Annotated in this window: 15 protein-coding genes; 10 read left to right on the top strand and 5 right to left on the bottom strand. The window is 72.3% G+C overall.

Annotation, left to right across the window (positions count from 1 at the left end):
* The first annotated feature begins 143 nt into the window (after positions 1-143).
* Positions 144-386, top strand: coding sequence for a site-specific integrase (locus tag DQ240_RS24120; protein ID WP_233498853.1), 243 nt, complete (start codon positions 144-146; stop codon positions 384-386).
* Between the two features lie 290 nt (positions 387-676).
* Here the strand turns inward: DQ240_RS24120 and DQ240_RS20230 are convergent, their stop codons facing one another.
* Entirely contained in the window at positions 677-2,344 is a 1,668-nt protein-coding gene (locus DQ240_RS20230; protein ID WP_147262046.1) for a DUF429 domain-containing protein, read from the bottom strand.
* A 158-nt stretch (positions 2,345-2,502) separates the two neighbouring features.
* Between DQ240_RS20230 and DQ240_RS20225 the strand changes: the two genes are divergently transcribed.
* Positions 2,503-3,414 carry a DNA-formamidopyrimidine glycosylase family protein gene (locus DQ240_RS20225; protein ID WP_113841512.1) on the top strand — a complete coding sequence of 304 codons (912 nt, stop codon included), beginning with the start codon at positions 2,503-2,505 and terminating at the stop codon, positions 3,412-3,414.
* Between the two features lie 3 nt (positions 3,415-3,417).
* Here the strand turns inward: DQ240_RS20225 and DQ240_RS20220 are convergent, their stop codons facing one another.
* Together DQ240_RS20220 and DQ240_RS20215 are read right to left on the bottom strand one after the other, a co-directional pair.
* Entirely contained in the window at positions 3,418-3,813 is a 396-nt protein-coding gene (locus DQ240_RS20220) for a nuclear transport factor 2 family protein (protein WP_113841511.1), read from the bottom strand.
* An 82-nt stretch (positions 3,814-3,895) separates the two neighbouring features.
* On the bottom strand, positions 3,896-5,692 hold the full coding sequence (locus DQ240_RS20215) for an alkaline phosphatase (RefSeq protein ID WP_113841510.1): 1,797 nt from the start codon (positions 5,690-5,692) through the stop codon (positions 3,896-3,898).
* Positions 5,693-5,848: 156 nt separating this feature from the next.
* Here DQ240_RS20215 and DQ240_RS20210 point away from each other — a divergent pair, with 156 nt between their 5' ends.
* Complete coding sequence (locus tag DQ240_RS20210; RefSeq protein ID WP_147262045.1) at positions 5,849-6,358, top strand: hypothetical protein; 510 nt, start codon at positions 5,849-5,851, stop codon at positions 6,356-6,358.
* A 21-nt stretch (positions 6,359-6,379) separates the two neighbouring features.
* On the opposite strand, the gene DQ240_RS20205 is transcribed toward DQ240_RS20210, so the two are convergent.
* On the bottom strand, positions 6,380-7,012 hold the full coding sequence (locus tag DQ240_RS20205) for a LysE/ArgO family amino acid transporter (RefSeq protein WP_113841508.1): 633 nt from the start codon (positions 7,010-7,012) through the stop codon (positions 6,380-6,382).
* Between the two features lie 71 nt (positions 7,013-7,083).
* Between DQ240_RS20205 and DQ240_RS20200 the strand changes: the two genes are divergently transcribed.
* From DQ240_RS20200 to DQ240_RS20180, 5 genes are read left to right on the top strand one after another with little or no spacing between them, the layout of a single operon-like run.
* Positions 7,084-7,965 (top strand): LysR family transcriptional regulator ArgP, encoded by an 882-nt coding sequence (locus DQ240_RS20200; protein ID WP_113841507.1) that lies wholly within the window; start codon positions 7,084-7,086, stop codon positions 7,963-7,965.
* Positions 7,966-7,995: 30 nt separating this feature from the next.
* Positions 7,996-8,346, top strand: coding sequence for a hypothetical protein (locus DQ240_RS20195; RefSeq protein WP_113841506.1), 351 nt, complete (start codon positions 7,996-7,998; stop codon positions 8,344-8,346).
* Between the two features lie 36 nt (positions 8,347-8,382).
* Positions 8,383-8,805: a YciI family protein gene (locus DQ240_RS20190; RefSeq protein ID WP_233498851.1), complete on the top strand. Its 423-nt coding sequence runs from the start codon at positions 8,383-8,385 to the stop codon at positions 8,803-8,805.
* On the top strand, positions 8,802-10,013 hold the full coding sequence (locus tag DQ240_RS20185) for an RNA polymerase sigma factor (protein WP_113841504.1): 1,212 nt from the start codon (positions 8,802-8,804) through the stop codon (positions 10,011-10,013). The genes DQ240_RS20190 and DQ240_RS20185 overlap by 4 nt, the downstream gene beginning before the upstream one ends.
* A 34-nt stretch (positions 10,014-10,047) precedes the next feature.
* A complete protein-coding gene (locus DQ240_RS20180; RefSeq protein WP_199589424.1) occupies positions 10,048-10,701 on the top strand; it encodes a GyrI-like domain-containing protein in 654 nt (217 codons plus the stop codon).
* Here DQ240_RS20180 and DQ240_RS20175 read toward each other — a convergent pair.
* On the bottom strand, positions 10,683-12,362 hold the full coding sequence (locus DQ240_RS20175; RefSeq protein WP_113841502.1) for a PKD domain-containing protein: 1,680 nt from the start codon (positions 12,360-12,362) through the stop codon (positions 10,683-10,685). The genes DQ240_RS20180 and DQ240_RS20175 overlap by 19 nt on opposite strands.
* A gap of 130 nt (positions 12,363-12,492) precedes the next feature.
* Between DQ240_RS20175 and DQ240_RS20170 the strand changes: the two genes are divergently transcribed.
* Positions 12,493-13,176, top strand: a complete 684-nt coding sequence (locus DQ240_RS20170; RefSeq protein ID WP_233498850.1) for an NRDE family protein — start codon at positions 12,493-12,495, stop codon at positions 13,174-13,176.
* The gene (locus tag DQ240_RS20165; protein WP_113841500.1) at positions 13,173-13,721 is read left to right on the top strand and encodes a hypothetical protein; all 549 of its coding nucleotides are present in this window, start codon (positions 13,173-13,175) and stop codon (positions 13,719-13,721) included. Before DQ240_RS20170 ends, DQ240_RS20165 begins: the two co-directional genes overlap by 4 nt.
* The last annotated feature ends 20 nt before the right edge of the window (positions 13,722-13,741 follow it).

Below are 13,741 nucleotides of genomic sequence, written 5' to 3'. Positions count from 1 at the left end.
CCGCCGACGACGCCAACGCGCCCTGGGCAAGCTCACCCCGGTCGAGTACGAACTCGCCTTCACCACTCAGGCCGCCATCGCGGCATGATCAGTCCCAACCGCCGTCAACCGAAGCTGCAGCAGTCCCCACCTTCAACCGAGGTGTGTGGCAGCCAGCCAAGGCCGCTGCCCGTCTTCCTGAGCGTGCGACCTTCCATGACCTGCGTGCCTTCAGCGCAACGGCGGCCGCGCGTCAGGGCGCGACCGTCAAAGAGCTGATGCACCGACTCGGTCACTCGTCAGTGGCGGCTGCCATGAAGTACCAGCGGGCAGAAGCAGAACGCGACAGATCCCTCGCCGCAGCCATGAGTGCCGCGGTGGAGGGCCAAAGGACAGCTCAAGGATGAAGGGATCTCCCGATGGCGCTCAATACGGCCGCTGACCAGGGCGAACACCTGTCAGCCAGCTCCGGCCTTCCAAGCTGGCCATGCCGGTTCGATCCCGGTCACCCGCTCCATATGTAGCCGCAGGTCGAAACACCTGCCAGCGCAACCGGAGAAAGCCTAGTTAATCCTCCGGAGGCCAGATGTAATCCGTTACGACCCCTCTTTCCGCTGCGCGGGTCACCGCACTCCGAACAGCGCTCCGACCGTGTTCCGAGACGAGAGCGAACATCGTTCGCGCACGGGGGCAGCCTCTACCGCGACGTTTGCTTAGCGATGTAAAGCGGCGTCATCTGTGGTGCCGCGTCCCCGGGGACATGATCGCAGTACGTGCGGTAGCACGTGAGGCGATCGACGGCGGCGGCATGCTGCCGCTCGGCGAACGAGGCGAAGCCGTCGGGGTGCTCATGGTTGACGTACCCGTCGCCCACGCCACCAGTCGCCGCCGTTACGACCAGCGATGACAACGGGGGCTTGCCCCCGGTGAGCGTGGCGGCCTGCACGGGTCCGAGTACCTGGCCGATCCATTGGCCCAGCAGCATCCGGGTCCGGTAGCCGGTCTCGTCGAACAACTGGTGAGCGAGCTGCTCGTAGGTGATCGAGCCGCCATAGGTGGCTGCGACCCTTTCGAGAATGGTCGGAGTGGCCTGGATCCAAGCATCCACGGCGACCGGCCAGGCGGCCTTGGTCGTCGGGTTCGAGTCGTGCCAGGTGCCAGGGCCCACGGCCATCACCGCCGGTGGCGTCTCCAATCGCACAGCCGGCCCCTCTTGAAGGGAGCTGAGGCGGGAGACCCCACCCTCCGGTTGCGGCCGGCCTCGCGACGCGGACCGGTCCAGCATTGCCCGGGCCTTCGCCCGGAGCGCCTCGCTCGGCAGCGTGGCAAGCAGGGCGGGGTCCTCAGCGCCCGCTGCGATCATCGCCCGACCGACCTGCGAGGCGTGCCGGGCGTCGTGCCCCGGTCGGTACCGGGCGCCCGGGCTCACCTGCTCGTGACAGCCGCATCGGCAGTCGGAGACCAAGGACTGGTCGCGGAACGCCGTCGGGCCGGCCTCTGTCACGCCGTCACCGCCGCCGGCTCCATCTGAGCGGTCGATGGGCCTGCCGCGGACCACCCGCTCGATGCGGTCGGACGCAAGCTCGCTGGCGACTTCGCCCCGTCGTTCGGGTCGCTGTGGTCGGTGCAGCGGCGGGGGCGGCGCGACGATGTATCCGACTTCGACGTCGCCGTAGACCTCCAGCGCGGTGCGCCGGTGGTGCCACAGCCACGCGAGGTGAGCACAGACGATTGCGTCTAGTTCGTCCTCAACGCGGGTGAGGTCACCGCGGCGCGGCGCGGCGATCGACTGTCTGAGTTCCGCCCACCGCGGATTACTAAGGAGTGCCAGCTCCGGGATGGATTCGAGGTGCTGCACGAATAACCGGAATCCGGGCGCCCGTCGTTGATCGTTGCCCTTCTTGTAGTCCAAGCGGTACGGGAGCCCGAACAGCCCCACAAGCGCAGGATGCGGATAGACCTCGATGCAGACGCCAACGTCACCGCCAGTGGGCGTTCGGGGATCCACCGCCAATCCGAAACGCTGAGCGAACCTCATAGCCCGCGTGTCGCCTGCGGGAAAGCGAGCGTGGTTGGAGGTGTGAGCGGACGCCCCGAAACCTCCGAATGCCTGACCTATGAGCTTCTCGGGAACGCGTTGACCAGTCGCGTTAGGCACGATCAGGGGGGCGTCGACAGCGGCGACGACGACATGCCCGAGCTGCAGCCCTATCCATTCCGCGATCTCATCGTCGGTCTCGACACACGCAGATGCCGTAAGGCGGCCCGTGTCGTCGACGGCCGCCAGCCCTGTGGCACCGGTTGACCAACCGAGATCGACACCGAGAAAGACGGAACTGCTGCGCAGCGCGCCAGCATCACTCATGTTCCTAGTCTCGCGGGGACCGATCACCGCACGCAGCCTTGAACCGATTCCGACGTGCTCCACGGCGCACCCATCGCTAGGCCTCGAGCCCAGACCGCCCGAGCCACTGCATGCTCAGCACGACGGCGGGCACGGGCGTCGGCGGGCACCATGGAGGCGTGCCGGAGGGAGACAGTGTCTGGAAGGCCGCCCGGCGGATGCGCGGGCACCTGGTCGGCCGCACCGTCGTCCGCAGCGACTTCCGCGTCCCGCAGCTCGCGACGGCCGACCTCGCGGGCCGCAGCATCACCGCGTTCGACTCCTACGGCAAGCACATGCTCACCCGCTTCAGCGGCGGGTTGACGCTGCACACCCACTTCAAGATGGACGGCGCCTGGCAGGTCGTCGGCCCGGGTAAGCGGCTCCCGCGCACCTTCGACGACGAGATCCGGCTCGTCCTCGAGACCGACGGCCCGACCGCCTACGCGCTGCGCATGCCGGTGCTCGAACTCCTCGAGACCGCCAAAGAGGACGACGTCATCGGCCACCTCGGACCGGACCTGCTCGGACCCTCCTGGGACGAGGACGTCGCCGTCGACCGCCTGCTGCGCGACCCCGAGGCGCCGCTCGTCGAGGCCCTGCTGGACCAGCGGAACCTCGCCGGCATCGGCAACCTCTGGGCCGTCGAGACCTGCTTCCTCCGGGGCTACTCCCCCTGGACGCCGGTGCGCGACGTCGACCTCCGCGCCACGGTCCGCCTCGCGCGCCGGATGATGCAGCACTCGCTCGACCACCCCGGTCAGGTCACCACCGGCAACACCCGCTGGGGCGAGACCCACTGGGTCTACGGCCGGGCCGAGCGGCCGTGCCGCCGGTGCGGCACACCGGTCGGCTTCCGCGACGCCGTCACCGGCAAGCCCTACACCCGCGAGACCTGGTGGTGCCCGCACTGCCAGCCCGGGCCCTTCCCCTCCCTCGCCGAACGACCGACCCGTCCGGGGTTCCGCCGCGGCGTCAACGAGGAGTCCTTCGGCTCTCGCGGCCGGCGGCTGCGGGGCGAGCCCGGCTACGCCCGCGGCCCCCGCCGCTGAAAGTCAGGACGTACCGGCGGGCTCCTGCAGGAACGCAGCCGAGTCGTAGTAGGTGCGCACGCCGGTGAGCAGGCCGTCGTCGCTGCCGTCGCCCTCGATCACCGTGACGCCCCGGTAGGTGAAGGGCCGGCCGCTGCGGAGCGTGCCCCGTGACTCCCACTCCAGCGCGGCGGTCGTCTCGCCCACGGTGCTGGAGGTGAAGGTCGTCTCCAGCTCACCAAAGACGTGGCGGTAGTCCTCCCAGAACTGCTTCGCACCGTCGCGGCCACGCGCCTCGTTGTCCTGGTGGAGCTTGAATAGCGTCGCGTCGTCGCCGGTCAGGTCGACCAGCTGCTGGGCGTCGCCCTCGGCGTCGAGGTGGTGCAGGGCGGCGGTGAAGCGCTCGGTGAGCGAGTGCACGGGGTCCTCCGGGAGCTCGTGGGGTGGTGTCCCCGAGGCCTACCCGAGACCGATCGCGCACAACCGATCGACGCCGGTACGGCTACGCGCTCCGGGGCTCGTCGCTCCGCGCGCCGAGCTCGCCGGCCGCGGGCGTCACCTTGCGCGACCCCTTGACGGACTGCCACGCAGCCTCGAAGCCCACGGTCGCGTCCGGGTCCAGCCGCGGATCGGTGGACAGGCCCTTGTCCCCGCCGCTCTGGATGAACCAGAAGTCGGTCTGCACCCGCTCCGGCGTCACGTCGAGGACGGCGAACCCGTGACCGACGCCCTCCAGGTAGCGCACCCACGGGTTGAGCGCCTGGCCCGCGGCGATGGCGGCGTTCGCCGTCTCCACCGAGCCGAGGGTCTCCTTGAACCCGTCGCTGGTCACCGACGGGCAGACGAACTCGACCCCCACGCTGTTGCCGTCGGCCGGGTAGGCGGTCAGGTCGCGGGGCAGGTCGTTGGCCCACGAGGAGTGGATGTCGCCGGTCAGGACGACCGGGTCGGTGTCACCGCTGCCCGCCATCGCCTCCAGCAGCGTGGCCTGGTCGGCCTGGTAGCCGTCCCACTGGTCGGCGCTGAACACCGTCGCCGGCGCGAACGGCGAGTAGACCCGGGCGACGACGGTCTGGTTGCCCACCAGGTGCCACGCGGTCCGACCCGACTGCAGGCCGCTGGTCAGCCAGGCCATCTGCTCCGGCTCGGGCAGGTGGCGTTCCGGGTCGGCCAGTGCCGGATTCGCCACGCCGTCCACTACCGCGGGCACCTGCTGGCTGCGGTTCTGCCGGGTCTCGATCACCGACAGCTCGGCCAGGTCGCCGAACGTGAAGCGCCGGAAGAACTGCGTCCCCTGGTGGTCCTCGGGCTGCCAGGTCTCCGGCTCGCGGATCGGCATCCACTCGAAGTACGCCTGGTAGGCGGCTTCCCGGCGGGCGAGGAAGTCGCCCTCGGGGAAGACCCCCTCCGCGGCGCCGGGCCCCGTGTACTCGGTCTGCGGGTCGTCCTGCTCCTCGTGGTTCTCCGCGCCGGTGGCGTAGGCGTCGTTGGTGACCTCGTGGTCGTCGAGGATGGTGATCCAGGGAAAGCGCAGGTGCGCCGCCTGCAGGTCGGGGTCGCTCTTGTAGAGCGCGTGGCGCAGCCGGTAGTCCTCCAGCGAGACGGTCTCGGTCAGGGGCTGGACGTCGCGCACCCCGACGAGCTCCGGCGGCCCGTACCGCTCCCCGTCCCCGGTCGCGCCGGCCTCCTCCGGACCGTTGCCGTACTCGTAGACGTAGTCACCGAGGTGCAGGACGAAGTCCAGGTCGTCGCGGGCCGCGATGCCGCGGTAGGCGGTGAAGTAGCCGCCCGTGTAGTTGCTGCACGAGGCGAACGCCAGGCGCAACGCGTGCGTCGTCCCCGGCTCGTCCGGGGAGGTCTGGGTGCGGCCGACCGGCGACGTCGACCCCTCGTAGCGGAACCGGTAGAAGTACCGCGTGTAGGTCTCCAGGTCCTCGACGACCACCTTCACCGTGTGGTCACGGGACGCGTCGGTCCGGGCCTCGCCCGACGCGACGATGTCGTTGAAGTCCTCGTCGGCGGCGACCTCCCACTCCACGGTCACCTCCGGACCGCGACCGCTGCCCGGCGTGGCCTCCTCGGTCGGCGTGACCCGCGTCCACAGCAGGACCTCCGTGGCGGTCGGGTCGCCGCTGGCCACCCCGAACGCGAAGACACCCGAGCGGGCCGTCTGGTCCACCTGCTCGCGGGCCTCGTCGGACGTGCAGCCGCCCAGGAAGGTGAAGGCCGCGGCGGCCAGGCCACCCTTCAGGACGGTGCGGCGCGAGAGAGCGAGGGCGGCGGGCCCAGGGGTCGACATGCCGCGCATCATGACGGCGGAGGACGGCCGCGGGACAGCCCCCGGGTGAACATTTCGGACGACTCCGCTTCGTGGCGTCACTGCTGCAAGCGCCGCTTTCCCACAGGACCCGCGTGTCTGCACAGAAGCGGCCGACAACGCCGGTATTCATGGTGGGTGGGCGACGCCTGGATCGGTCTCATCGGAGGGCTCGTCGGCGTCGGACTCGGTGGACTGCTCACACGGTGGCAAGCTCGCGCCGCCGAGAAGGAGCAACGTCGCAACGCACACGCGGACCGCGTGAAGGCCGCCGCGGTTGCCTTTCTATCGGTCATCACCGCGACCGAGCACTACGCGTGGGCACTCTTGCGAGCGCCGGATGACGACAGCATCCGCGGGAAGCTGGCCGAGCTGCACGAGCAGCGCGGACTGACGCAGTTGGCTCTAGCACTTGCAACCGAGCGCGAAGACGTGCGGCGTGCCAGCAGAGAGGTTCGACGGTATGCCTATCGCTCGGCCGAGAACGCGAAGCTGGGCAAAGGGCCCAAGGAGCCGTGGGTCGACAAGAACGGCGACGACACCCTTTGCCCGCACGACGGGCTGACTAACAACAAGAGGGCGCTGGCTGCAGCTCTGGCGAAGGAACTTGACGTCGAGGACTTGTTTGCCGGTCTGATCGACGACTGAAGCTTCGCGGGCTTGGCAGACTCAAAGCTCGGCGATGCCGCGGACGACCAGCGACACCGCCAGCAGCGTCATCACCAGCGCGATGACGGCGTCCAGCACCCGCCACGCCGTGGGCCGGGCGAACACCGGCCGCAGCAGCCGCGCGCCGAAGCCGAGACCGGTGAACCACACGATGCTGCCGATCCCCGCACCGACCGCGAACGCCCACCGCTCGTCCCCGTAGGTCGAGGCGGTCGACCCGAGCAGCACGACGGTGTCCAGGTACACGTGCGGGTTCAGCCAGGTCAGCGCCAGGCACGTGCCCACCGTGACCGCGAGCCCCGCCCCCACGCCGGCCGCGTCCGACAGCAGCACGCCGGGTCGCAGTGCCCGCCGCGCCGCCAGCGCCCCGTACCCGAGCAGGAACGCCGCTCCAGCGAAGCACACGACCGGTACCAGCCACGTCACCCGCTCCAGCACCTCCCCCGCCCCCAGCACGCCGGCGAAGATCAGCGCGAGGTCCGACAGCGCGCACACCGCCACCACCGCGGCCACGTGCTCCAGCCGCAGCCCCTGCCGCAGCACGAACGCGTTCTGCGCGCCGATCGCGACGATCAACCCGAGGCCGAGGGCGAGTCCGGAGACGGCGGCCACGAGCGCCGCGGAGGTGAGCACGGATCGACGCTAGGAAGTCGCGAGACACCGGTCCAGCTAAAGAAACTGACGCGTCGTTAGCGTTGCTGTCCATGGACCTCGACCTCGGCCAGCTCCGGGCACTCGACGCCACCGTCCGCGAGGGGACGCTCGAGGCGGCCGCCCGGGCGCTGCACGTCACCCCGTCGGCCATCAGCCAGCGGCTCCGCGCACTGGAGGTGAGCACCGGCCGGGTCCTGCTCGTGCGCTCCAAGCCGGTGCGGGTGACCGAGTCCGGCCAGGCGGTGCTGCGCCTCGCCCGCCAGGTCGACCTGCTCGCCGCCGACGTCACCCGCGAGCTCGGCGGCACGGACGACGGCGACGTCCCCACCCTCCCCATCGCCGTCAACGCCGACTCCATGGCCACCTGGGTGCTGCCGGCACTCGCCCCGCTCGCCGGCGACGTCGCGTTCGACCTGCACCGCGAGGACCAGGAGCACACCAGCGCCCTGCTCCGCGCGGGCACCGTCATGGCCGCGGTCACCGCCGAGGCCGCACCGCTGCCCGGCTGCACCTCCACCCCGCTCGGCGCCATGCGCTACCGCCCGATGGCCACGCCGGCCTTCGCCGACCGCTGGTTCCCCGACGGCCCGACCCCCGAGGCGCTGGCCGTCGCCCCGGTCGTCGTCTTCGACCGCAAGGACGACCTGCAGCACGACCACCTCCGCCGGCGCGCGGTGGCCGGGACCCCGCCCGCGCACTACGTGCCCGCCTCCGCGGACTACGTCGCCGCGGTCACGCTCGGCCTGGGCTGGGGCATGGTCCCCGACCTCCAGGCCCGGGACGGCGACCTCGTCGAGCTGGACCGGACCGGCGCGGTCGACGTCGTCCTCCACTGGCAGCAGTGGAAGATGCGCTCGGCCACGCTCGACCGTGTCCGCGACGCCGTCCTCACCGCGGCCGCTCGCGAGCTCCGGCAGCCGGATCGCGCGTGACGGCGCGGTCGGGCGGGCACCTGAGGAGGCATGTCCACACCGCCCGACCCGACCGTCCGGCTGAATCGGCCGCCGCCGCGGCCCGACCACCCCGACGACCACGCGACGGTGGACCTGCCCCGCCCGTCGCCGGCGATCCGCCAGCCCACGATCGAGTTCGGCACGCCGGAACCGGTCAAGGTCACCGTCAGCGCGCGTCCCCGCCGCGAGCGCCGCTTCTCGACCTGGCCGTGGATCGTCGGGGTCCTGGTCGCCCTCGTCGTCCTCGCGGCGGTGCTGGTCGGCATGCTCCTGGGCGGGTCCACGATCGACGACCCGCGCCTCGACGGGCCCGACGGCGAGGAGCTGCCCGGCATCGTCCAGCCGGTCCACGTCCGCTGAGAAAGTCCTCTCCTCGCTGTCGTATCCGCAGACCCGGTGACGACCAGGGAGCGCGCCACCCACGGCGGGTGGCCACCCGACGAGGAGGACGACGTGAAGTACGTGATCCTGATGCAGGTCGACCCGGCCGTGCTGGAGCAGCTCACCGCGGAGCAGCAGCAGATGATCGGCGACGGGCACCAGGCCTTCATGGCCGCGACCAAGGGAAGCGGCGAGTTCATCGCCACCCAGGCGCTCGGTGACCCGAGCCGGTCGAAGGTCGTCCGCGGCGGCGACCGGCCGGAGGTGACCGACGGCCCGTTCGTCGAGTCCAAGGAGTTCATGGGCGGCTTCTACCTGCTCGACGTCGAGGACGAGGCCCGCGCCGTCGAGCTCGCGCTCCAGATCCCCGACGCGAGGATCCCCGGCCTGGCCCTGGAGGTCCGTCCCGTCGTCTTCGCCGACCTGGGCGACGGATGACGACGGTCGGCGAGGGTCTGTGGCGGGAGCTGGCGCCGCAGACCCTCGCCCGGCTCGTCCGCACCCACGGCAGCGCCCAGTTCGACCTGTGCGAGGACGCCGTCCAGGAGGCCCTCCTCGACGCGCACCGCCAGTGGGCCACCGATCCGCCGGCCGACCCGCAGGCCTGGCTGGTCGCCACCGCGCGCCGTCGCTACGTCGACCTCGTGCGCAGCGACGCCCGCCGCCGCGACCGGGAGGAGCGGACGGCGCGGCTGTCCGCACCCGTGGACGGCGCGGCGACGCAGAGCGACGACGCCCTCCTGCTGCTGCAGCTCTGCTGCTCCCCCGACCTGCCGCGGTCGCAGCAGGTCGCGCTGACCCTGCGGGCGGTCGCCGGACTCAGCACGGCCCAGATCGCGAACGCCTACCAGGTCCCCGAGGCGACCATCGCCCAGCGGATCACCCGCGCGAAGCGCCGGCTCGCCGAGGCAGGCCGCCTGCAGCGCCCCGAGACCGGCGACCCGCGGCTGGCCCCCGTGCTCGACGTCCTCTACGTCATGTTCACCGAGGCCCACCACACGACCACCGGTGCACCGGCCCGTGACGCCGACCTCGCCGCGGAGGCCATCCACCTCGCCCGGTTGCTCCGGCGGGCGGTGCCCGGCTCCACCGAGGTCGCCGGGCTGCTCGCGCTCATGCTGCTGACCGAGGCCCGCCACCCGGCGCGCGTGGGTCCCGGCGGCCGGCTGGTGCCGCTCGACGAGCAGGACCGGTCGAGGTGGGACGGCGCACTGGTCACCGAGGGCCTGGCGCTGCTCGACGTGGTCACGCCCGGCGCCTCCCCCGGGCCGTACCTGCTGCAGGCGTGCATCGCCGGTCTGCACGCCGCCGCCGCGGACACGGAGTCGACCGACTGGGCCGAGATCCACCTGCTCTACACGCTGCTCGAGCGGCTCACCGGGAACCCGACGGTCACGCTCAACCGGATCGTCGCCGAGGCGATGCTGCGCGGTCCCGAGGCGGCACTGTCCGCACTCGGTGACCTCGTCGCCCGGCACCCCCGCCTCCCCCGTGCCGACGCCGTCCGCGCGCACCTGCTCGAGCGGTCCGGCCGGGGCGCTGAGGCCGCCGAGGTCTACCGTGCGGCGATCGCCGCGACGGTCAACGCCGCCGAGCAGCACCACCTGCGCGACCGGTTGCGCCGACTCGGGACCGCCACCGGCTGACACGATGGCGGCCCCGTCGTCCTCGGAGGGTGCCGTGGCGGACAAGGTCGACCTCAAGCGAACGCTCGACGCCTACCAGGCCCGGCGCGGCGAGATCCGCGTCCTCGACGTGCCCGACACCCGGTACCTGATGATCGACGGGCACGGCGACCCGAACACGTCACCGGCCTTCGCCGAGGCGGTCGCCGCCCTCTACCCCGTGGCCTACGCGGTGAAGTTCGCCAGCAGGACCGACCTCGGCCGCGACTACGTCGTCCCGCCCCTCGAGGGGCTGTGGTGGGCCGAGGACATGGCCTCCTTCACGGCGGCCCGCGACAAGTCGCGCTGGGACTGGACGCTGATGCTCATGGTCCCCGAGTGGCTCGGCGAGGACGCCGTCGCGACGGCCATCGAGCGGGTTGCCGCGAAGAGCCGGCCGGCCCGCCTGGACGACGTCCGCACGGAGACGCTGTCGGAGGGCCGCTGCGTCCAGACCCTGCACGTCGGCACCTTCGACAGCGAGGCGGAGGTGCTCGCCCACCTGCACGAGGAGTTCATCCCGGGCCACGGCTTCCGGATGACGGGCAAGCACCACGAGATCTACCTGAGCGACCTCCGCAGGGTCGCCCCCGAGAAGCAGCGCACCGTCCTCCGGCAGCCGGTCGTCCCGGCCGGGTATCCGGTGCGGCCTCAGTCGAGGAAGCCGTAGTTCGGCAGCAGGTACTGCTGTCCGGAGTTGCCTCCGAGCAGGTCGGTCGTGCGGTTCGCGACGATCGTGTAGCCCTGCGCCGTCCACGCTGCCCGGCAGGCGGTCTTCGACGCCTGCGTCGACGTGGCCGCGGGGTCGCGGAAGCACAGCGCGTCCACGCGGTAGCCGGCCTGCTGCAGCTGCCAGAGGGTGCCTCCGGTGTCGGCGCTGCGGCCGGTGGCGAAGAGGATCGTGTACCCCCGCGCGATCGCTGCCCGCTGGAACTCGAGCACCGCCGGGACCGCGGCCGCGTTGCCGTAGTAGCTCTGCAGCGAGGTGTTGTCGATGTCGAGCACGATCGCCGGCCGGGGCACCGAGGCGCTCGCCTCCAAGTGGGCGATGCCCCCGTCGACGGCGGGCGTCAGGTCGGCCAGCCACTGGGCCTGCGTCGGTCGCGTCCCGGCCGCGTAGACCGAGATCCGGCGGGTGACGGCGGCGGTCGCACCCCTGTCGTCGGTGACCGTGAGCGTGACGTCGAAGCTGCCCGGCGTCGCGTAGGTGTGCGTCACCGCGGCCCCCGTGCCGGTCGTCCCGTCCCCGAAGGCCCAGTGGTGGGCGACGACCGTCCCGTCGGGGTCGGTCGACCGGTCACCCCAGAAGCTCGCGCTCGTGGCGTTGGACTCCTGGAGCAGCGTCGGCACTGGTGCCCGGTTGCCGGCCGGCGTCACGGTCACCGACCTGCTCGTCGACGCCGTCGCCCCCGCGTTGTCCGTCACCGTCAGGCCGACCGTGTACGTGCCCGGCGCTGCGTAGGTGTGGGCCGGGCGGGCGCCGGTGCCGCTCGTGCCGTCTCCGAACGTCCAGGCGTACGAGGCGATGCTGCCGTCGGCGTCCCTCGACCCGGTGGCGTCGAAGGCGACGGTGGCCCCGGACGGCGTCGCGGTGAAGCTCGCGGTCGGAGCCGCGTTGACCGGGGCGAGCGACCTCGCGACGAGGTCGTCGACCGTGCTGACGATCGGCCCGTTCGTGGTGCCCGACCCCAGGTAGGCACGGATGCCGACGGCGCCGGCGGTCTGCAGGGCCGCCGTGCCGTCCGTGGTGGACACCTGCCAGGTGGTGGGCTCGGCGGCACCGACCCGCCAGGCCCGCGCGCGGACCGTCGTCGGGTGCACGCCGGTGACCTGCAGGCGGATCCGCACGCCGGTGCCCGCCGCGACGGTGAGGCCGGGGACGACCGCGGACCGCAGGCTCGTCTGGCCGGCCATGAGGTTGACCGTGACGGCGCCGGTGGAGGAGACGATGACCCGGCCCGCGTACTCGGTGGCCCCGGTGCGGCGGGCGAGGACGCCCTGGTAGACGCTGCCGTTCCGGGCGAGCGCCGTCATCCCGACGGTGGCGACGACGTCCGTGTCGCGGATGGTGGTGGTGGCGAGGGTGGCGGTGAGCTCGGTCGCCGCGGACAGCGAGAGCCGGGCGGTCCCCCCGCCGACGGAGAAGCGGCCGGACGGGCCGACGAGCGACCAGGCTCCTCCGCCGTCCGCCGTTCCGAGCCCGTTCGAGACGGTGCGGCTGAACGAGTCGGCGGCCGACGTCGCGGCGGATGCCGGTGAGACGGCTCCGACGACGAACGCGACGACGGCGAGGACGACGACGGCCAGTCCGGCCGGGCGCTTCGAAGACACGATGACAGCTCCTTGGTCCGCCCCCGACGCGCAAGGTAGGGGTGAGACGACCCGAGGACCAGAGACGTCGCCGCGACGGGGCCCCAGGTCCGCCGGACGGGTGAACGCCATCGGCTGCCACGATGGCGGCGTGTGCACCGTCGTCGTCCGCCGGTCCGAGGGACGGCCGGTGCAGATCCTCGCCATCCGCGACGAGTCGACTGCCCGCGAGTTCGACGACCCGGGGGCCTGGTGGCCGGAGTTCCCGGGCGTCGTCGGCGGGCGTGACCGCACCGCTGGTGGCACCTGGTGCGCCACGGACGTCGGCACCGGGACGACGGCGCTGGTGGTCAACCGGCCGGCCAAGCGCGAGGCCGACCCGGGCGCCCCGAGCCGCGGCGTCCTCCCGCTGCTGGCCGCTCGGCACGGCGCCGACTGGCTCGACCACGTCGATCTCCGCGGCATGGCCAGCTTCGCGCTCCTCCTGGCGGCACCGGACCGAGCCGTCACCTGGGACTTCGACGGCTCCGACCTCGTCGTGACCGAGCACCCGCTGGGCACCCACATGCTCACCAGCGGCGGCCCCGAGGACCACAAGGCCGACCGCTACCTCGCCGACTTCGCGGCGGCCGGCTTCGCCGACGGCTGGCGGGAGCTGGTCCGGGCGAACCCACCGCAGGACGACCCCGGATCGCTCCTCGTCCGGCACGAGGAGGACGGCCGTGTCTGGGCCACGGTCTTCGCCGAGCTGATCGAGGCGCGGCCGGGCGAGCTGCGCCTGCAGCACAGCCGGCAGCCGTGGACCGGCGAGCCCTGGCAGACGCTGGACGCATGACGACGGTCGTCCTGCTCGAGGGTCGCAGCGACGTCGCGGCCGTTCGCGCGGTCGCCCGGACCTCCGGCCTGGCCGACGACGCCTGCCGGCTGGTCGACATGGGTGGGGTCACCGGCATCCGCCGGCACCTGGAGGTGCTGGACGCCGAGCCGGGGGTCCGGGTGCTCGGGATGTGCGATGCCGGCGAGGTCGCGGTCGTCGTCCGCGCGCTGGGCGTGCGCGGAGCGGTGGATCTGCCCGCGCACGGGTTCACCGTCTGCGACACCGACCTGGAGGACGAGCTCATCCGCGCGCTGGGCCCGGAACGGGTCGTGGACGTGCTCGACCGGCTCGGCCTCACCCACCGGCTCGCCGTCCTGCAGAACCAGCCCGCCTGGCGCGGCCGTCCGCTGCCCGAGCAGCTGCACCGGTTCGCCGGCACGACGTCCGGCCGCAAGGAGTTGCTGGCCGGCGCGCTGGCCGCCGAGCTGACGGTCGCCGAGGTACCCGCTCCGCTGCGCGCCCTCGTCACGTGGATCGCGGACGATCGGGTCGCGCCCGCCTGACCGCCCTCGGAGCGGGGTAG

The organism is Blastococcus sp. TF02A-26 (genome assembly GCF_003319125.1).
Taxonomy (GTDB): domain Bacteria; phylum Actinomycetota; class Actinomycetes; order Mycobacteriales; family Geodermatophilaceae; genus Trujillonella.
The sequence above is the reverse complement of the archived record's forward strand: the minus strand, read 5'-3'. Positions and strand labels throughout refer to the sequence as shown.

Excerpts from the sequence above, each read along its gene's own strand:
- DQ240_RS20230 (WP_147262046.1), bottom strand. The coding sequence starts at position 2,344 with ATGAGTGATGCTGGCGCGCTGCGCAGCAGTTCCGTCTTTCTCGGTGTC.
- DQ240_RS20215 (WP_113841510.1), bottom strand. The coding sequence starts at position 5,692 with ATGTCGACCCCTGGGCCCGCCGCCCTCGCTCTCTCGCGCCGCACCGTC.
- DQ240_RS20200 (WP_113841507.1), top strand. The coding sequence starts at position 7,084 with ATGGACCTCGACCTCGGCCAGCTCCGGGCACTCGACGCCACCGTCCGC.
- DQ240_RS20195 (WP_113841506.1), top strand. The coding sequence starts at position 7,996 with ATGTCCACACCGCCCGACCCGACCGTCCGGCTGAATCGGCCGCCGCCG.
- DQ240_RS20185 (WP_113841504.1), top strand. The coding sequence starts at position 8,802 with ATGACGACGGTCGGCGAGGGTCTGTGGCGGGAGCTGGCGCCGCAGACC.
- DQ240_RS20165 (WP_113841500.1), top strand. The coding sequence starts at position 13,173 with ATGACGACGGTCGTCCTGCTCGAGGGTCGCAGCGACGTCGCGGCCGTT.